Below are 18,750 nucleotides of genomic sequence, written 5' to 3' on the forward strand. Positions count from 1 at the left end.
AGCCTGTGATCCATTTTCGAATGCTGAGTTCACTGGCCGAAGTTTGCCCATCGTATCGAACCCGGAGACTCCATTCCATGTACCAGCACATCAAAGTGCCCGCTGAAGGTCACAAGATCACCGTCAACGCCGACATGTCGCTCAACGTGCCTGATCACCCCATCGTGCCGTACATCGAGGGCGACGGCACCGGGCTGGACATCACCCCGGTGATGCTCAAAGTGGTTGATGCGGCCGTGGCCAAGGCCTATGGTGGCAAAAAGAAGATCCACTGGATGGAGGTGTACGCTGGCGAAAAGTCGACCCAGGTCTATGGCCCGGACGTCTGGCTGCCCGAAGAAACGTTGGATGCGTTGCGCGAGTTTGTGGTGTCGATCAAGGGCCCGCTGACGACGCCGGTCGGTGGTGGCATCCGCTCGCTCAACGTCGCGTTGCGCCAGGAGCTCGACCTGTATGTTTGCTTGCGCCCGGTGCAGTACTTCAAGGGCGTGCCTTCGCCAGTGAAAGAGCCGGAAAAGACCAACATGGTGATCTTCCGCGAAAACTCGGAAGACATCTACGCCGGCATCGAGTATGAAGCCGAGTCCGACAAGGCCAAGAAGCTCATCAAATTCCTGCAAGACGAGATGGGGGTCACCAAGATCCGTTTCCCCAACACCTCTGGCATCGGTATCAAGCCAGTCAGCCGCGAGGGCACCGAGCGCCTGGTGCGCAAGGCGATCCAGTACGCGATCGATAACAACAAGCCCAGTGTGACCATCGTGCACAAGGGCAACATCATGAAGTACACGGAAGGTGGCTTCCGCGACTGGGCCTACGCTTTGGCGCAGAAGGAGTTCGGCGCCGAGCTGATCGACGGCGGCCCCTGGTGCAAGTTCAAGAACCCCAAGACTGACAAGGAAATTACCGTCAAGGACAGCATCGCAGACGCCTTCCTGCAGCAGATCCTGTTGCGCCCTGCCGAGTACTCGGTGGTGGCCACGCTGAACCTCAATGGCGATTACATCTCCGACGCCCTGGCAGCGCAGGTGGGTGGCATCGGCATCGCCCCAGGGGCCAACCTGTCCGACAACGTGGCCTGTTTTGAAGCCACGCACGGCACGGCGCCGAAGTACGCAGGCAAAGATTATGTGAATCCCGGCTCGGAAATCCTCTCGGCCGAGATGATGCTGCGCCACATGGGCTGGACCGAAGCGGCCGACCTCATCATCAGTTCGCTCGAGAAAGCCATTCTTTCCAAGAAGGTCACTTACGACTTCGCCCGCCTGATGGACGGCGCCACCCAAGTCAGCTGCTCCGGTTTTGGCCAGGTGATGATTGAAAACATGTGATGCTGCTCCCGCCGCCGGCCAGGGCCGAGTGCGGAAAACGTGAATAAGCCGCCAGGAAGCCGGTCTCCTTGGCGGTTTTCTTTTGGGAGGACGCGCCACAATGGGTCATGAATCGCCTTTGCACCCCCTGGGTTGCCCAGTCCGCGGGCGTGACCAACGCGGCGAGCAGATGTCCATGCTCGGGCGAGGAAGCGAGCGGACCGCTAGAATCGTTTTCATGGCGTCACAGATTCCCAAAAAGCCCGACCAGCCGGTGGCTCCTCCCAGCATCGGCAACGATGATGCGGTCGTCCTCGAGCGGCGCACTCAGCGCGTCAAGCCGCCGCAGATGTTCCAGGTGGTCCTGCTCAACGACGATTTCACGCCGATGGAGTTCGTCGTGCATGTGATCCAGGAGTATTTCAGCAAGGACCGCGAGACAGCGACACAGATAATGCTCAAGATCCACCTAGAGGGCAAAGGCATCTGCGGCGTCTACAGCCGAGACGTGGCCACGACCAAGGTGGATCAGGTCACCCAGGCGGCCCGCCATGCTGGTCACCCGTTGCAGTGCTTGAGTGAACCGGTTGAATAAAACAAAAAATGCCCCACTTGATGGACTCTTGCCCGTAACCTAGACCCCGTGGTCCAGCTTCAGCTCTCACACCCAGCCCAAAGGAAGTGTCCATGATTGCCCAGGAACTTGAAGTCAGCTTGCATATGGCCTTTGTCGAGGCCCGGCAACAGCGACACGAATTCATCACCGTAGAGCACCTGTTGCTCGCGCTGCTTGACAACCCCAGCGCCGCCGAGGTGCTGCGCGCCTGCTCGGCCAACGTCGACGACTTGCGCAAGTCGCTCACCAACTTCATCAAGGACAACACGCCGCAGGTGGCAGGGACCGATGAGGTGGACACCCAGCCGACGCTGGGTTTCCAGCGTGTGATCCAGCGCGCCATCATGCATGTGCAGTCCACCGGCAACGGGAAGAAAGAAGTCACCGGCGCCAACGTGCTGGTGGCGATCTTTGGCGAGAAAGACTCGCACGCCGTGTATTACCTGCATCAGCAGGGCGTGACGCGACTGGACGTGGTGAACTTCATCGCCCACGGGATCCGCAAGAGCGATCCGCCTGAGGCCTCCAAGCCCGAGAGCGCATCCGAGAACGAAGAGCAGGGCGCTGAGGGCAAGTCCAACGAAAAGGCTTCGCCGCTGGAGCAGTTCACCCAGAACCTCAACCAGATGGCCAAAGACGGCAAGATCGATCCGCTGATCGGCCGAGAGTACGAGGTCGAGCGGGTGATCCAGATCCTTTGCCGCCGCCGCAAAAACAACCCGCTGCTGGTGGGCGAAGCGGGTGTGGGCAAAACGGCGATCGCCGAAGGCCTGGCCTGGCGCATCACCCAGGGCGACGTACCCGAAATCCTGGCCGACTCCAATGTGTATTCGCTGGATATGGGCGCGCTGCTCGCCGGCACCAAGTACCGCGGCGATTTTGAACAGCGCCTCAAAGGTGTGCTCAAGTCGCTCAAGGACAAGCCCAATGCGGTGTTGTTCATTGATGAGATCCACACCCTGATCGGTGCTGGCGCGGCTTCTGGCGGTACGCTGGACGCGTCCAACCTGCTCAAGCCGGCGCTCTCCAGCGGCCAGCTCAAGTGCATTGGCGCCACCACCTTCACCGAATACCGCGGTATCTTTGAAAAGGACGCGGCGCTGAGCCGCCGCTTCCAGAAGGTTGATGTGGTCGAGCCCACTGTGCAGGAAACGGTGGACATTCTCAAAGGCCTGAAATCGCGCTTTGAAGAGCACCATGGCGTTAAGTACGCCGTGGCGGCACTGCAGGCCGCGGCCGAGCTGAGCGCCAAGTACATCAACGACCGTCACCTGCCCGACAAGGCCATCGACGTGATCGACGAGGCAGGTGCCGCCCAGCGCATCCTGCCGGTGTCCAAGCGCAAGAAAACCATCAGCAAGACCGAGGTCGAGGAAATCGTCGCCAAAATCGCACGTATTCCGCCGGCCAATGTGTCCAACGACGACCGCGGCAAGCTGCAGACGCTGGAGCGCGATCTCAAGAGCGTGGTGTTCGGACAGGACAAGGCCCTTGAGGTGCTGGCTGCCAGCGTGAAGATGGCGCGCTCCGGTCTCGGCCGGGCCGACAAGCCGATCGGCGCTTTCCTGTTCAGCGGCCCTACGGGCGTGGGCAAGACCGAAGCTGCCAAGCAGCTGGCCTACATCATGGGTATCGACCTGATCCGCTTCGATATGTCGGAGTACATGGAGCGCCACGCGGTGAGCCGCCTGATCGGTGCGCCCCCGGGCTATGTAGGCTTCGACCAGGGTGGTCTGCTGACTGAAGCGGTCACCAAGAAGCCGCATTGTGTGCTGCTGCTCGACGAAATCGAGAAGGCGCATCCGGACATCTTTAACGTGCTGCTGCAGGTCATGGACCACGGCACGCTGACCGACAACAACGGGCGCAAGGCCGACTTCCGCAACGTCATCGTCATCATGACGACGAACGCGGGCGCCGAGACCATGAACAAGGCGACCATTGGCTTTACCAACCCGCGCGAGTCGGGCGACGAGATGGCCGACATCAAGCGCCTGTTCACACCCGAGTTCCGCAACAGGCTGGACGCCATGGTCAGTTTCAAGGCGCTGGACGAAAACATCATCCTGCGCGTGGTCGATAAGTTCCTGCTTCAGCTCGAAGGCCAGCTGGCCGAGAAGAAAGTGGAGGTCACCTTCACCGACGCGCTGCGCAAGCATCTGGCCAAGAAGGGGTTCGACCCGCTCATGGGCGCGCGCCCGATGCAGCGCCTGATCCAGGACACGATCCGCCGCGCGCTGGCCGACGAGTTGCTGTTCGGGCGCCTGACCGATGGCGGCCGCCTCACGGTGGACATCGAGGTCAAGAAGGACGACAAGGGCGTGGAGACCACCGACGTCCAGCTCGACATCCAGCCGCTGCCCAAGAAGGAAGGCCGCTCCAAGCCGACCGAAGAACCGGCGGCCGCGGACTGATCGCGTCCGTCACCTAGAAAAAGCCCGGCAACTCCCGGGCTTTTTTCTTGCCGCTGGCCTGGGGGGCCGAAGTGCCGTTCAGCGGCGTTGGTCAGGGCGCTGCCAGGTAGGCGGTACGGATGGCCTCAATGCGCGCGCGGTTGGCACCCAGGTCTTCCTGGCCCATCCGGCTGGCGCTGCGCAGCTCGATCACGCCGCGCGCCGGGTCGATCCAGAACTCCAGATCGTCCACAAACTTCAGCCACCGGGTCTGGGCTTCTGCGCGCAGGTAGTCGGAGCGCTGCTCGACGACAGTCACACCCTGCAGCTGGCTGAGCACACGGGCCAGGGCTGAGATGGAAGCCGGCGCGCCGCTGGCCTTCAGCGGCAGCGGTTCGATTTGCGCATGCACACGCTGCGGATGGTCGGGGTAGAGCGAGGCCTGGCTGCTCACGCTATTGCGGCTAAGGGAGGGTAGTTTGAGTCGGCCATCCGTCACGCCCAGGTCCTGCGGCGCCTGACCTTGCAACATGCCGTACTGGCCCGCGCCCAGCAATAGCAGGGGCAGACCGACGATGAGCAGCAGCGCTAATTTGTAAAACATAGAGGGTGTCCGGTTCAGCGCTTGCCGCCCAGCAAGCCACCGAGGATGCCGCGCACCAGCTGGCGCCCCAGTCCACTGGCAACGCTGCGCGCCGCCGTCTTGGCCATGGTCTGGACCAAGCCGTCGTACTGACCGCCGCGCGGCCCGGTGCGGCCAAACAGGGCTTCGTTGATCATGCCGCCCATGCCGCCGGCGTCTTTGGCGGCTTCCGACGCAGTGGCACCAGGGATGCGGGGCTTCTTGGGCGCGTCGGACGCAGCCGGGGCTTCGGCCGCGCGTTCGTCAGCGCGGGCTTTGAATATCTCATAGGCGCTTTCGCGGTCCACGGTTTTTTCGTACACACCAGCGACCAGCGAGCCTTGCAGCAAGGCCTGACGCTGCTGAGGGGTGATGGGGCCGAGCTGGCTGCCAGGCGGCAGGACAAATACGCGCTCGGTTTCGGTGGGGCGACCTTTGGGGTCCAGAAAGCTGACCAGTGCTTCACCCACTGCCAGCTCGGTGATGGCCGCTTCGATGTCCAGCCCGGCCTTGGGCCGCATGGTCTCGGCGGTGGCCTTTACCGCTTTCTGGTCGCGCGGCGTGAAGGCGCGCAAGGCGTGTTGCACCCGGTTGCCGAGCTGGCCCAGCACGCTGTCTGGAATGTCCAGCGGGTTCTGCGTCACGAAATACACGCCCACACCCTTGGAACGCACCAGCCGCACCACCAGCTCGATGCGCTCGATCAATACCTTGGGTGCATCGTTGAACAGCAGGTGGGCCTCGTCGAAGAAGAACACCAGCTTGGGCTTCTCCGGGTCGCCGATCTCGGGCAGCTGTTCGAACAGCTCGGAGAGCATCCAAAGCAGAAAGGTCGCGTAAAGCCGGGGAGCGTTCATCAGCTGGTCAGCTGCCAGGATGTTGATCACACCCTTGCCCCCCACGGTCTGCATGAAATCCTGGATACTGAGCATGGGCTCGCCAAAAAACTGGTCGCCACCCTGTTGCTCGATCTGCATCAGGCCGCGCTGAATGGCGCCCACGCTCGCCGCGCTGATGTTGCCGTATTCAGTGGTGAACTGCTTGGCGTTGTCGCCCAGGTGCTGCAGCATGGCCCGCAGGTCTTTCATGTCCAGCAGCAGCAAGCCGTTGTCATCGGCGATTTTGAACACCAGGTTGAGCACGCCAGCCTGGGTGTCATTCAGGTCGAGCATGCGCGCGAGCAACAGGGGTCCCATGTCGCTCACGGTGGCGCGCACCGGGTGACCCTGTTTGCCGAATACGTCCCACAGCGTGGTGGGGCAAGCCTGCGGCGCGGGTAGCGGGATGCCACGGTCTTTCAGGATGGCGCTGATTTTTTCGCCAAAGCTACCCGTCTGGCTGATGCCGGTGAGGTCGCCTTTGACGTCTGCCATGAACACCGGCACGCCGATATTGGAGAACTGCTCGGCCAGCGTCTGCAGGGTAACCGTCTTGCCGGTCCCGGTGGCGCCGGTGACCAGCCCGTGGCGGTTGGCCAGGCCAGGCATCAGGTGGCACTGGGTGGTCTTGTTCTGGGCAATCAGCAGGGGTTCGGCCATGGCGGGCATCCTTCGGGTGCAGGGTAGGGGGTGAACGTAAAATTGACCCGATTACACCAAACTCTGGTCAGAACAAAGGATGCACGCGTGGCTGGACACAGCAAATGGGCCAATATTCAACACCGCAAGGGCCGTCAGGACGAGAAACGCGGAAAGATCTGGACGCGGGTGATCCGTGAGATCACGGTGGCAGCTCGCGCTGGCGGTGGCGACCCCACCATGAACCCGCGCCTGCGGCTGGCGATCGAAAAGGCCAAGGCAGCCAACATGCCAGCCGACCGCATCAAGTACAACGTCGACAAGGCCTCGGGCAACCTTGAAGGCCAGGCGCTGGAGGAGATTCGCTACGAGGGCTACGGTATTGGCGGCGCGGCCATCATCATCGACACCATGACGGACAACAAAGTGCGCACCGTGGCTGAGGTGCGCCATGCGTTCAGCAAACACGGTGGCAACCTGGGCACCGAAGGCTCGGTGTCCTTCCAGTTCAAACATTGTGGTCAGATCGTTTTTGCACCCGGCACCTCGGAAGATCAGGTGATGGAAGTGGCCCTGGAAGCCGGGGCCGAGGACGTGATCACCGACGACGAAGGGGCCATCGAGGTGTTGAGCGCTGCGCCTGATCTGGAGAAGGTGCGAGAAGCGCTGGAGGCCGCCGGGCTCAAGCCCGAGGTGGCCGAGGTGACGATGCGCCCGGAGAACACGATCGACTTGGCGGGAGAGGACGCCGAGCGCATGCAAAAGCTGCTCGACGTGCTGGAAGACCTGGACGATGTTCAGGAAATCTTTCACAACGCAAATCTTTAGATTTGCTCACCCCCGCGCCGCGCTTCGCGCGTCTCCCCCTGGAAGGGGGCAACGCTGGCCGACCGGCAGAGCCGGATCGGCGACGTTCTGGATCAAGGCCCTTCCGTCGGATGCCGTTTGAGTTTTGGATTTGGAGTTTGATTTGAAAGTATTGGTCATAGGTGGTGGCGGTCGTGAACATGCGCTAGCCTGGAAGCTCAAGCAGTCAGCCGGGGTGAGCCAGGTGTTTGTGGCGCCGGGCAACGCTGGCACGGCGCGGGATGTGCAGCTGGTCAATCTGGCCGTCACCGACAAGGTGGCGTTGCGCGAGTGGGCACAGGCCAATGGCGTGGGCCTGACGGTGGTCGGCCCTGAAGCGCCGCTGGCTGACGGCGTGGTCGACGAGTTCCGGACCCATGGGCTGGCGATTTTCGGCCCGACCCAGGCGGCCGCGCAGCTGGAGAGTTCCAAGGCGTTCTCCAAGGCCTTCATGCAGCGTCACCGCATCCCCACCGCGGCCTACCAGGCCTTCACCGACCCGGCGCAGGCCCATGCGTATGTGGACGGCCAGGGTGCACCCATCGTGGTCAAGGCCGACGGGCTGGCCGCTGGCAAGGGCGTGGTGGTGGCGATGACGCTGGAAGAGGCCCACGCCGCGATTGACTTCATGCTGGTGGACAACGCCCTGGGCGTGGCCCACAACGCGGGCGGTGCGAGGGTTGTCATTGAAGAGTTTCTGGAAGGCGAAGAGGCCAGCTTCATCGTGCTCTGCGATGGCGTGAACGCCTTGCCGCTGGCCACCAGCCAGGACCACAAGCGCCTGCTGGACGCGGACCAGGGCCCCAACACCGGTGGCATGGGCGCCTACTCCCCCGCGCCGGTGGTCACGCCCGCGGTGCACAACCGGGCCATGGACGAGGTGATCCTGCCCACGTTGCGCGGCATGGCGGCTGACGGTATGCCATTCACCGGCTTCCTCTATGCCGGCCTCATGATCACACCGGACGGCAGAGTGAAAACGCTGGAATTCAACGCCCGCATGGGCGACCCCGAGACCCAGCCCATCCTGATGCGCTTGCAGAGTGACCTTGCCCAGGTGTTGCTGGCGGCCACGCGCTCCGAGCTGGATCAGGTCCAACTGCAATGGGACCAGCGCGTGGCGCTGGGCGTAGTGATGGCTGCAGCGGGCTATCCGCTGCAGCCGCGCAAGGGCGACGTGATCACCGGTCTGCCGCCCGACGCGAGCGACACCATGGTGTTCCACGCCGGCACCGCGCAAGACGCCAGTGGCCAGGTGGTGGTCTCAGGCGGCCGGGTGCTTTGCGTGACCGCGCTGGCCAGTAACGTGGCAGGTGCCCGCACGCAAGCCTATGCTGCCTTGGAAGGCATTCGTTTCGACGGCGCTCAGTACCGCCGCGACATCGGCTATCGTGCGCTCTGACGTCGGTACTGCGATCCACCGCCCCGGCACAACTTTTTTCGATCCACCATGAGCGCTTCTACCCGGCAGGTTCGCCAATACCTCATCGGTCTCCAGGACCGCATCACCTCCACCGTCGCGGTGGTCGACGGTGGCCAGTTCGTGGTCGATCGCTGGAAAAAACCGGCTGGCGAAATGCTGCAAGGCAACGGCATCACCCAGATCCTGGAAGGTGGTCCGGTGTTCGAGCGGGCGGGTGTTGGCTTTTCGCACGTGACCGGTCCGCACCTGCCGCCCTCGGCCACGCAGCACCGACCCGAGCTATCGGGTGCACCGTTCGAAGCCATGGGGGTCTCGCTGGTGTTCCATCCGCGCAACCCGCATGTGCCCACGGTGCACATGAACGTTCGCATGATCGCGGCCAAGCCGGTCAACAGTCCTGCGGTGTGCTGGTTTGGCGGTGGCATGGACCTCACGCCTTATTACGGCCAGGAAGAAGATGCGGTGCATTTTCACCGCACCTGCAAGTCGGCTCTGGACCCGTTTGGTGTCGACAAGTACCCGCGCTTCAAGCGCTGGTGCGACGAGTATTTCTACCTCAAGCACCGGGACGAGCAGCGCGGCATCGGGGGCGTGTTTTACGACGACTTCGCCGAGTTCGGCTTCGACGGCAACTTCGCCATGATGCGCTCGGTGGGCGATGCTTTTCTTGATGCCTACCTGCCCATCGTCGACCGCCGCCAGCGCATGCCTTACGGCGAGCGGGAGCGAGACTTCCAGCTCTATCGCCGCGGCCGCTACGTCGAATTCAACCTCGTGTGGGATCGCGGCACCCATTTTGGCCTGCAGTCGGGCGGGCGCAGCGAGTCCATCCTGCTGTCCATGCCGCCGCTGGTGAGCTGGTCGTATCAGCGACAAAGTCAGCCCGGCACACCCGAAGAGCGTCTCTACAAAGAATTTCTGGTGCGCAAGGACTGGCTCGAATGAGCGATTCGCCTGCGGGCTCAACGGTGCGGCGGGTGGGCATGTTTGGCGGCGCCTTCGACCCGCCGCATTGGGCCCATCGGTCGCTGGCCGAGGTGGCCTTGGCGCAACTGCATCTGGACGTGCTGCACATCATGCCGACCGGCCAGGCCTGGCACAAGGCGCGGGTGCTGTCGCCCGCCGAACACCGCGTTGAGATGTGCCGCCTGGCCTTTGGCGACCTGCCCAGGACCCAGATCGACACTCGCGAGATGCACCGCGCAGGCCCAAGCTACACCGCCGACACCCTGAGTGAGCTCGCTGCCCAGTACCCCGGTGCCACGTTGTACCTGGTGCTCGGCGCCGACCAGCTGCTGGCCTTCGAGCGCTGGGTGCGATGGGAAGACGTGCTGGGAAAGGCCACGCTGGCCGTGGCCAACCGCGCCACCCACATCGGCGCCGACGCTCCGCTGGATCAGATGCAGGAAATGGACCTGTCTGGCGTGCGCCTGCCATTCGAACGGCTGTCCATGCCGCTCAAAAATATCAGCGCCACGGCGGTGCGTGCCCGGATTGGGCAGCCCGCGAGCCGCCACGGGCCGCTCGACGTTCTGGTGCCCGAGCCCGTCGCAAGCTATATTGAGCAACATCACCTCTATCAAGACCCTACATGAGCAGCGAAACCACCGCCAAAAAAGACGTCCAGAAACTCCAGCGGGCCATCATTGATGGTCTTGAGGATGTCAAAGGGCAAGACATTGTGGTGTTCGACACCGAATCCCTTTCGCCCCTCTTTGAGCGGGTCATCATCGCCAGTGGCACCTCGAACCGCCAGACCAAGGCGCTGGCCGCCAGCGTTCGTGATGCGGTGCGCGAGGCGGGCTTTGACAAGCCCCGCATCGAGGGCGAAGACAACGGCGAATGGATCATCGTGGACTGTGGCGCTGCCGTGGCTCATGTGATGCAGCCAGTGATCCGGCAGTACTACCGCCTGGAAGAAATCTGGGGTGGCAAGCCGGTGCGCATGAAGCACGGCGCGCCCAAGCCTGTGCAGTCGGCCACCAAGCCGGTGGCAAAAAAGAAAGCCGCTGCCAAGAAGGGCAGCCCGGCGTCTGCGGCACCGGTACCCGCCAAAACGGTGGTTCGCCAGCAGGCCAAGGCCACCGCCGTGGCAGCCCAGAAGGCACCCGCTAGGAAAGCGGCACCGGTCAAGTCGGCAGCAGGCAAGGCGGCGGTGCGCAAGGCCCCCGCCAAGACAACAGCCAAGACAGCGACCAAGGCGCCAGTGAAGTCCACTCCCAAAGCGGCTGTGAAAACGGTCGTGATCAAGGCCAAGGCGGCGAAGCCCGGTGCCAAGACCAGCGCGAAGCCGGGCGCCAGGAAAACCTCGGCCGTCAAGTCGCCCGCCCGCAAAAAGGCATGAAGCTGCTGATCGTCGCGGTCGGGCAGCGCATGCCCGACTGGGCTCAGAGTGCCTACGACGATTACGCCAAACGATTTCCGCCCGAACTTCGGGTCGATATCAAGACCGTAAAGACCGAAACCCGCGGCTCCAAAACGCTCGAAACACTGCTGTCGGCCGAGCGCGATCGCATTCAGGCAGTGTTGCCCCGGGGGTGTCGCGTGGTGGTGCTCGACGAGCGCGGCACGGCTCTCACCACGCAGGCGCTGGCCGAGCAACTGCGTGGCTGGCAGCTGGAAGCAATCGATGTCGCGCTCGTGATCGGCGGCCCCGATGGCCTGGAACCCGCGTTTCGCGCGGCCGCGCACCAGCGCATCCGCTTGTCCGACCTGACCTTGCCGCACGCGCTGGCCCGGGTACTGCTGATCGAACAGCTCTACCGCGCCTGGTCGATCAACGCCGGGCACCCTTATCACCGGGAGTGAGGCGGTGGCTTTGCCCTCCGCGACCACGTTCAAAGGTTCCGCTTCATGCCGCCCAGCCCCATGATTTATCTCGCGTCCCAAAGTCCGCGCCGCCTCCAGTTGCTCGAGCAGTGGGGCGTTCGCTGCGAGCTGCTGCTGCCCGATGTTGATGAGGACGTGGAGTCGCTCGAAGCCGTGTCGCCCGGCGAGGCGCCAGCGGCCTATGTGCAGCGGGTCACCGCGCTCAAGCTGCAGGCGGCGCTGGCGCGCCTGAGGCGACGCGGACTGGCGCAGGCGCCCGTGCTGTGTGCCGACACCACCGTGGCCCTCGGCCGGCGCATCCTGGGCAAGCCGCAGGACGCAGCTGAGGCGCGCGCCATGCTGGCCGATCTGTCAGGCCGAGAACACCGAGTGCTGACCGCGGTGGCAGTGGGCAAGCTGGCGGGTCGGAGCACCCGCAGCTGGGCGGCGCTGTCGGTGTCGCGGGTGCGGTTTGCCACATTGAGCCCGACACAGATTCGGCGCTATGTGGCCACCGGCGAACCCATGGGCAAGGCGGGAGCCTACGCCATTCAGGGCCTGGCGGCGCTGTGGACGCCTCGCATCAGCGGCAGCTACTCGGGCATCATGGGCCTGCCTGCGAGCGAGACGGCGCAGGTGCTGGCCGCCGCTGGCGTGCCCCTGATTTGAGTCGACGCCCTCACCACCACACGATGCGAGACGCCACACGATGAGCCAGGAAATTCTGATCAATTGGGCACCGCAGGAAACGCGGGTGGCGGTGGTGGAGCAGGGCGCAGTGCAAGAGGTGCACCTGGAGCGCACGCTGGAGCGTGGCCTGGTGGGCAATGTTTACCTGGGCAAGGTGTCCAGAGTGCTGCCGGGCATGCAATCGGCTTTCATCGACATCGGGCTGGACCGCGCGGCGTTCCTGCATGTGGCCGATCTCATGCCCAACATCACCGCCAAGCACGCCGCGCCGCGAGCTCGTGAGTCCACGCCGGCCCAGCCGGCGGTGGACACACTGCCCGCCCAGGGCGGCAACCCGCGTGTGCTGCCACCAGACCCGGTGCTGCCCATTGAGCGCCAGATCTTTGAGGGTCAGGCGCTGATGGTGCAGGTGCTGAAGGACCCGATCGGCAGCAAGGGCGCGCGCCTCACCGCGCAGATCAGTATCGCGGGGCGGCTGCTGGTGTTCCTGCCCCAGGACAACCACATCGGCGTGTCGCAAAAGATTCCTGCGGCGCAGCGCGAGGCCTTGCGGCAACGCGTGGCCGCACTGGCGGCGCCGCCGGGTGGCGGCGCACCGGGCGGTTTCATCTTGCGTACCAACGCCGAAGACGCCAGCAACGAGGAACTGTCGGACGACATCGCCTACCTGCGCAAGACCTGGCAGCGCATCAGGGAGGCGGCCACGCGTCAGCCGCCGCCGACCATGCTGCACGAAGACCTGAACCTCATGCATCGCGTGCTGCGCGATCTGGTGGGCAGCCAGACGCAGAGCATCCGCATTGACTCGCGCGAACAGCATGGGCTGATGCGGGCCTTTGCCGCCGAGTTCATGCCGGACACGGTGGAGAAGATCCAGCACTACGCGGGTGAACGCCCCATCTTTGATCTGTTCAACATCGACGAAGACATTGTGCGGGCGCTCAGCCGGCGGGTCGATCTGAAATCCGGCGGCTACCTGGTGATCGACCAGACCGAGGCGCTGACCACGGTCGATGTGAACACCGGCGGTTTTGTCGGTGCGCGCAACTTCGACGACACCATCTTCCGCACGAACCTCGAAGCGGCACAGGCCATCGCCAGGCAGCTGAGACTGCGCAACTTGGGTGGCATCGTCATCGTGGATTTCATTGACATGTTGCGCGAGGACCACTGCGAGGCGGTATTGTCCGAGTTCCGCAAGCAGCTGGCGCGCGACCGCGTCAAGACCATGACGGGCGGTTTCTCCCAGCTCGGCCTAGTGGAGATGACGCGCAAGCGCACCCGCGAGTCGCTGGCGCAGCTGCTCAGCGAACCATGCGCTGCGTGCAGTGGCCGGGGCGTGGTCAAAACAGCGCGCAGCCTGTGCTACGACATCTTGCGCGAGATCCTGCGTGAGGCGCGCGCATTCAACCCGCGAGAGTTTCGTGTCATCGCTTCACCCCAGGTGGTCGAGCTGTTTCTGGATGAAGAAAGTCAGCACCTGGCTGGCTTGTCGGATTTTGTTGGCAAGCCGATTTCGCTCCAGGCCGACAGCGCCATGACGCAAGAGCAATACGATATTGTGTTGATCTGAATCCCCCTTGCGCCGCCGCGCGGCTTCGCCCAGGGGGACCACGCCTTTTGCCCGGCCGAGCCGGTTCCACGGCGTGTGCTGACCCATTGCCCCTCGCTCCGGTGCCATTGTTTGTAGAGCGCGGCTGGCTTGGCCAGCTCAGCCTGAGGTGCTCAGGCCTTGTGAATGCAGCCGTGCATACAGGCCGTCGGCTGCAATGAGTTCGGCGTGGCTGCCTTGCTCAACGATGTGGCCATCGGCCAGCACCACGACGCGGTCGGCGTGTTCGATGGTGGACAGGCGGTGGGCGATCACGAGGGTGGTACGGCCCTTCATGAGCTTGGCGAGTGCGTCTTGTACCAGGCGCTCGGACTCGTTGTCGAGTGCTGAGGTGGCTTCGTCGAGGATGAGGATGGGCGCATCTTTGTAGATGGCGCGGGCGATCGCCAGGCGCTGGCGCTGACCGCCCGAAAGTTCGGCGGCGTTGTGCCCGACTGTGGTGTGGATGCCTTGCGGCAGGCGGTCAATCAGCTCCCCGAGATTGGCCGAATTGAGCGCGGCATGCACCCGCAGCTCATCGATTTCGTTGGAGCCGGCGCCGAGGGCTACGTTGGCCGCCAGGCTGTCGTTGAGCATCACCACGTCCTGGGTCACCATCGCAAACTGGCTGCGCAGACTGGCCAGGTCCCAGTCGGTCAGGGGCACGCCGTCGAGCAGCACGCTGCCATGTTCGAGTTCGACGAAGCGCGGCAGCAGGTTGATCAGCGTGGTCTTGCCCGATCCGGACGGGCCGACAAAGGCCACCACCTCACCAGGTGTGACCACAAGACTCACGCCACGCAGCGCGGCCGGGCCTTCGGCGTCGGCAGCCAAGCCGCCCTCGCTCTCACGCCGGGCGTAGCGGACCCACACGCTGTCAAGCTCCAGACGTCCTTCGGCGCGGTTGGCTTGGTGCGCGCCGCCGATCTGATCGGGCGTGCCTTCGATCAAGGCCAGACCTCGCTCCAGTGCGGTCAGGCCGCGGGTAATCGGCCCGGCGATCTCGGCCAGCTGGCGGATCGGCGTGATCAGCATCAGCATGGCGGTGACAAACGCCACAAAGTTGCCCACCGTGACGCCGCTGCTGCTGCTCTGCCACAACGCCGTGGTGATCACGGCAGAGAGGGCGGCCGCTGCCAGAATCTGGGTCAGCGGGGTCATGGCGGCCTGTGCCACCGTCGATTTCAGCGCCAGCCGGCGCAGTTGCAGGCTCAGGCCGTCAAAGCGCTGCGCCTGGCGGGCCTGGGCGCCGTGCAGCCGCACCATGCGGTGCGCCAGCGCGTTTTCCTCCACCACATAAGCCAGCTCGTCGGTGGCGCTCTGGGTGCTCTTCGTGAGCGTGTAGAGGCGGCGCGAGAGCACCCGCATCACCAGCACCAGAGGCGGAAACAGCAGGAGAACGATCAGTGTGAGCTTCCAGTTCAGGAACAGCAGATAGCCAAGCAACGCCAGCACGGTGAGGCCGCCCTTGGCCAGGGTGAGGAAGGCGCCCACCAGCATGGCTGAGCCGGTCTGTACCTCGTAGACCAGGGTGTTGGAGAGTTTGCTGGCGCTTTGCTGGGCGAACAGCGAGAGCTCAGCATGACCCAGCTTGGCCATCATGGCCCGGCGCAGGTTCAGAATGCCCAGGCTCGCGGTGTGCGCCAGTGCGTACTGAGCGATGAACACCGCGGCGCCGCGCAGTCCAAACAGCCCGATCAGCGCCACCGGCACCATCCACAGGGCAATCGCGCCATCGGTGAAGCCTCTGTCGAGCAGGGTCTTGAGCAGCGCCGGAATCATCGGCTCGGTGAGAGCGCCGGCCAGCGTGGCTACCGCCGCCAGCGCGATGCCGCCGCGTGCCGCGCTGAAGTAGGGCCATAGGCGCAGCAGGCGTTTGCGCACCGAATCCACGGGCAGGGCGGTGTCGGTATCGGGCGGATTCAAGGGCAGGTGTTTCGCAAAGTTCGAGGGACGGGGAACATTCTGGCGGTCAGGAGGTCAGCGCAAAGGGCTTGTGGCGATCGTTGATGTTTGGCATTTGGGCCTGCGCTGGTGCAGCACACATCTTGTCACGGGACGCCAAAACCCCTCCGTTATTATCGGTTGCAGTGGTGTAGCGCTGGCCAAGCTGCTCAGCACTGGATTGTTTGCAAGATTAAGGATGCTCGATTTGACCCGTTTGAACCCTTGGGCACCCACACAACGCCGCCACCTGCTGGGTGCTGCGGCCGCGCTCCCCTTCATCAGCTGGCCGCTGCGCGAGGCCGCTGCCCAGTTCCGTGTCGAAGTCTCCGGCGTCGGTCTCACCCAGTTCCCGTTCTCCGTGGTGGCCTTCCGTGGCAACGACGCTGCCAGCGAAGACATCGCGGCCATCGTGCGCGCCGACCTGGAGCGCAGTGGCCAGTTCCGTTTTGTGGCCCCAGCACCGGGCGCACTCGACGAAACCTCGCGACCGGACCTATCACCGTGGCGCGACAAAGGCGCCGACTCGCTGGTCACCGGCAGCGTCATGCGCCTGGCCGACGGCCGCTTCGATGTGCGTTTTCGCCTCTGGGACGTGGTGCGTGGGCAGGACCTGGGGGGCTTGAGCTACCCGGTGGCTGCGCAGGCGCTTCGACTCGCCTCCCACCGCATTGCCGACTACGTGTTCGAAAAGCTCACGGGTGAGAAGGGCGTTTTTTCCACCCGCATCGCCTACGTGACCAAGGCTGGCACCCGCCACACGCTGTGGGTGGCCGATGCCGACGGCGAGGGTGCCCGCTCTGCGCTCAGCAGCCCCGAGCCCATCATTTCGCCCAACTGGGCGCCTAACGGATCGCAGCTGGCCTACGTGTCGTTCGAGGCGCGCAAGCCGGTGATCTATGCCCACGATGTGGCCACGGGCCGGCGCCGGCTGCTGGCGAACTTCAAGGGCTCCAACAGCGCACCGGCATGGTCACCCGATGGCCGCCAGCTGGTGGCCACGTTGTCCCTGTCGGGCAATGCCCAGATCTACGTTATGGACGCCACTGGCGGCGACCCCAAGCGCCTCACTCAGACGTCCAGCATCGACACCGAGCCGGTGTTCAGCGCCGACGGCAAAACGATCTTTTTCGTTAGCGACCGCGGTGGGTCACCGCAGATCTACCGGATGGACGCTGGTGGCGGCAATGCCAAGCGCCTGACCTTCAACGGCAACTACAACATTTCGCCCTCGGCCAGTCCCGATGGGCGCTGGCTTGCATTCATTTCACGCGTCAACGGCGCGTTTCGACTGCACGTGCTGGAGCTGGCCAGTGGCAACGTCACCGCCATCAGCGAAACCAGTGCCGACGAGAGTCCGAGTTTTGCGCCCAACAGCCGCATGATCATTTACGCCACGCGCGACAAGGGCCAGGAGGCGCTGATGACCACCAGCGTGGACGGCCGCATCAAGTCCCGCCTGGCGGGTGCTCAGGGCGATATCCGGGAGCCCGAGTGGGGCCCCTTTCTCCGCTGAGCAGGCCGGCCCGACCTCCCGCTCATGACCCCACCTCAAGTCACACAAGGAACCAACATGACTTTCAGCATTCGCCTTAACGAATCCGCAAACCCCGGACTCGCCCGCCGATTTCTCACAAGCTTAAGTGTGTGCGCCTGCGCCCTGGTGCTCGCTGCCTGCGGTACCAACGTCAAGCTCGACGAGGTCCCGGTGCAGGACCGCAGCGGCACGGCCGTGAGCCCCTTGGGAGCCGGCTCAGCCGCGGGCGGCACCGCCGGTGCGGCCGGCGCGGGCGGAGTGTCTGGCGTTGAGGTCGGCTCCAACGCTTCTGCCCAGCCCGCATCGCTGGAACGCATCGTGTACTTTGACTACGACAGTTTTGTGATCCGGCCCGAGTTCGCGGCGAGCTTGGAAGCCAATGCCCGTTACCTGAACGCCAACACCAGCCGCCGGGTGGCACTGGAAGGCCACACCGACGAGCGCGGTGGGCGCGAATACAACCTGGCGCTGGGCCAGAAGCGTGCCGAAGCGGTGCGCCGAGCGCTGGGTCTGCTGGGCGTGAGCGACAGCCAGATGGAGGCGGTGAGTTTCGGCGAAGAAAAGCCAGCGATGACGGGCTTTGATGAACCCTCGTTTGCCAAGAACCGCCGCGTCGAACTGACCTACCGTTGAATACCATGCGCCTGCCCCAGCCTCATGTGCACCGACTGATCCCGCTTGCTTCGCTTGCGCTGGCCCTGACCTGGCCACTGCAGGCCCATGCCCTGTTTGGCGACGACGAGGCCCGCAAGGCCATCATCGAACTGCGCCAAAAGGTCGATGCCAACCAGCAGGCCGCCGAAGCGGCCCGCAAGGCGCTGGAGACCAGCAAGCAGGACAATGACGCCACCACGCGCCGCAGCCTGCTGGAGCTGTCCAACCAGATCGAACAGCTGCGTGCCGAGATGGCGCGGCTGCGTGGGCTCAACGAGCAGCTCGCGCGTGAAGTGTCTGAACTACAGCGCCAGCAAAAAGATGTGCAGACAGGTCTGGACGAGCGCCTGCGCCAGGTCGAACCGATCAAGATCACGCACGATGAGGTGAGCTTCACCGCCGCCCCAGCAGAGAAGCGCGAGTTCGACGCGGCGCTGGAGCAGCTGCGCCGCTCCGAATTTACCGCCTCGATCGATGCTTATGCTGCGTTTCTGCGCCGCTATCCGCAGAGTGGCTACACGCCGTCGGCGCTGTACTGGCTGGGCAATGCCCAGTACGCCACGCGGGCTTATGCGGCGGCGCTGGAAACGCATCGGCGACTGGTCACCCAGTTTCCGAGCCACGTGCGCACCCCCGAGGCTTTGCTGGCCATGGCGAACAGCCAGGTCGAGCTCAAAGACACAAAAGGTGCCCGCCGTACGCTGGACCAGCTGGTGAAGGATCACCCTCAGTCCGAAGCGGCCACCGCCGGCAAGGAGCGGCTCGCGCGCCTGCGCTGAGTGCGCTGGCTGGGAGTAGG

17 protein-coding genes are annotated in these 18,750 nt (G+C 64.1%); 14 read left to right on the forward strand and 3 right to left on the reverse strand.

Translation table 11 applies throughout. The annotated features are described in order from the left end of the window. Positions 1 to 77: 77 nt before the first annotated feature. The 3 genes from icd (at position 78) to clpA (ending at position 4,340) form a co-directional block, all read left to right on the forward strand. A complete protein-coding gene (icd, locus tag GPT34_RS02460) occupies positions 78 to 1,331 on the forward strand; it encodes an NADP-dependent isocitrate dehydrogenase (protein WP_291009339.1) in 1,254 nt (417 codons plus the stop codon). A 217-nt stretch (positions 1,332 to 1,548) separates the two neighbouring features. Continuing rightward, a complete protein-coding gene (gene clpS, locus GPT34_RS02465) occupies positions 1,549 to 1,905 on the forward strand; it encodes an ATP-dependent Clp protease adapter ClpS (RefSeq protein WP_291009341.1) in 357 nt (118 codons plus the stop codon). Between the two features lie 92 nt (positions 1,906 to 1,997). Beyond that, a complete protein-coding gene (gene clpA / locus GPT34_RS02470) occupies positions 1,998 to 4,340 on the forward strand; it encodes an ATP-dependent Clp protease ATP-binding subunit ClpA (protein WP_291009343.1) in 2,343 nt (780 codons plus the stop codon). A 91-nt stretch (positions 4,341 to 4,431) separates the two neighbouring features. On the opposite strand, the gene GPT34_RS02475 is transcribed toward clpA, so the two are convergent. Both GPT34_RS02475 and GPT34_RS02480 read right to left on the reverse strand, forming a co-directional pair. Continuing rightward, the gene (locus tag GPT34_RS02475; protein WP_291009345.1) at positions 4,432 to 4,923 is read right to left on the reverse strand and encodes a DUF1499 domain-containing protein; all 492 of its coding nucleotides are present in this window, start codon (positions 4,921 to 4,923) and stop codon (positions 4,432 to 4,434) included. A gap of 14 nt (positions 4,924 to 4,937) precedes the next feature. After that, on the reverse strand, positions 4,938 to 6,479 hold the full coding sequence (locus GPT34_RS02480) for a DUF853 domain-containing protein (RefSeq protein WP_291009347.1): 1,542 nt from the start codon (positions 6,477 to 6,479) through the stop codon (positions 4,938 to 4,940). Between the two features lie 87 nt (positions 6,480 to 6,566). On the opposite strand from GPT34_RS02480, the gene GPT34_RS02485 reads away from it, so the two are divergent. The 8 genes from GPT34_RS02485 (at position 6,567) to GPT34_RS02520 (ending at position 13,798) form a co-directional block, all read left to right on the forward strand. Beyond that, the gene (locus tag GPT34_RS02485; RefSeq protein WP_291009349.1) at positions 6,567 to 7,286 is read left to right on the forward strand and encodes a YebC/PmpR family DNA-binding transcriptional regulator; all 720 of its coding nucleotides are present in this window, start codon (positions 6,567 to 6,569) and stop codon (positions 7,284 to 7,286) included. Between the two features lie 142 nt (positions 7,287 to 7,428). After that, positions 7,429 to 8,706, forward strand: a complete 1,278-nt coding sequence (purD, locus tag GPT34_RS02490; protein WP_291009351.1) for a phosphoribosylamine--glycine ligase — start codon at positions 7,429 to 7,431, stop codon at positions 8,704 to 8,706. Positions 8,707 to 8,754: 48 nt separating this feature from the next. Next, the gene (gene hemF / locus GPT34_RS02495; protein WP_291009353.1) at positions 8,755 to 9,672 is read left to right on the forward strand and encodes an oxygen-dependent coproporphyrinogen oxidase; all 918 of its coding nucleotides are present in this window, start codon (positions 8,755 to 8,757) and stop codon (positions 9,670 to 9,672) included. Continuing rightward, positions 9,669 to 10,322 (forward strand): nicotinate (nicotinamide) nucleotide adenylyltransferase, encoded by a 654-nt coding sequence (gene nadD, locus GPT34_RS02500; RefSeq protein WP_291009355.1) that lies wholly within the window; start codon positions 9,669 to 9,671, stop codon positions 10,320 to 10,322. Before hemF ends, nadD begins: the two co-directional genes overlap by 4 nt. Beyond that, positions 10,319 to 11,071 carry a ribosome silencing factor gene (rsfS, locus tag GPT34_RS02505; protein WP_291009357.1) on the forward strand — a complete coding sequence of 251 codons (753 nt, stop codon included), beginning with the start codon at positions 10,319 to 10,321 and terminating at the stop codon, positions 11,069 to 11,071. Before nadD ends, rsfS begins: the two co-directional genes overlap by 4 nt. Further along, entirely contained in the window at positions 11,068 to 11,535 is a 468-nt protein-coding gene (rlmH, locus tag GPT34_RS02510; protein WP_291009359.1) for a 23S rRNA (pseudouridine(1915)-N(3))-methyltransferase RlmH, read from the forward strand. Before rsfS ends, rlmH begins: the two co-directional genes overlap by 4 nt. A gap of 45 nt (positions 11,536 to 11,580) precedes the next feature. Beyond that, positions 11,581 to 12,204, forward strand: a complete 624-nt coding sequence (locus GPT34_RS02515) for a Maf family protein (protein WP_291009361.1) — start codon at positions 11,581 to 11,583, stop codon at positions 12,202 to 12,204. A gap of 40 nt (positions 12,205 to 12,244) precedes the next feature. Continuing rightward, a complete protein-coding gene (locus GPT34_RS02520) occupies positions 12,245 to 13,798 on the forward strand; it encodes an Rne/Rng family ribonuclease (RefSeq protein ID WP_291009363.1) in 1,554 nt (517 codons plus the stop codon). 138 nt (positions 13,799 to 13,936) lie between these two features. Here the strand turns inward: GPT34_RS02520 and msbA are convergent, their stop codons facing one another. After that, on the reverse strand, positions 13,937 to 15,742 hold the full coding sequence (gene msbA / locus GPT34_RS02525) for a lipid A export permease/ATP-binding protein MsbA (RefSeq protein WP_291009365.1): 1,806 nt from the start codon (positions 15,740 to 15,742) through the stop codon (positions 13,937 to 13,939). 217 nt (positions 15,743 to 15,959) lie between these two features. On the opposite strand from msbA, the gene tolB reads away from it, so the two are divergent. The 3 genes from tolB to ybgF all read left to right on the forward strand — a co-directional run bounded on the left by tolB (position 15,960) and on the right by ybgF (position 18,730). Continuing rightward, on the forward strand, positions 15,960 to 17,276 hold the full coding sequence (gene tolB / locus GPT34_RS02530) for a Tol-Pal system beta propeller repeat protein TolB (protein ID WP_291009367.1): 1,317 nt from the start codon (positions 15,960 to 15,962) through the stop codon (positions 17,274 to 17,276). Between the two features lie 129 nt (positions 17,277 to 17,405). Beyond that, positions 17,406 to 17,930, forward strand: coding sequence for a peptidoglycan-associated lipoprotein Pal (pal, locus tag GPT34_RS02535; protein WP_291009369.1), 525 nt, complete (start codon positions 17,406 to 17,408; stop codon positions 17,928 to 17,930). Positions 17,931 to 17,935: 5 nt separating this feature from the next. After that, positions 17,936 to 18,730: a tol-pal system protein YbgF gene (ybgF, locus tag GPT34_RS02540; protein WP_291009371.1), complete on the forward strand. Its 795-nt coding sequence runs from the start codon at positions 17,936 to 17,938 to the stop codon at positions 18,728 to 18,730. Positions 18,731 to 18,750: the final 20 nt, after the last annotated feature.

Source organism: Hydrogenophaga sp., assembly GCF_011390835.1.
GTDB lineage: Bacteria > Pseudomonadota > Gammaproteobacteria > Burkholderiales > Burkholderiaceae_C > Hydrogenophaga.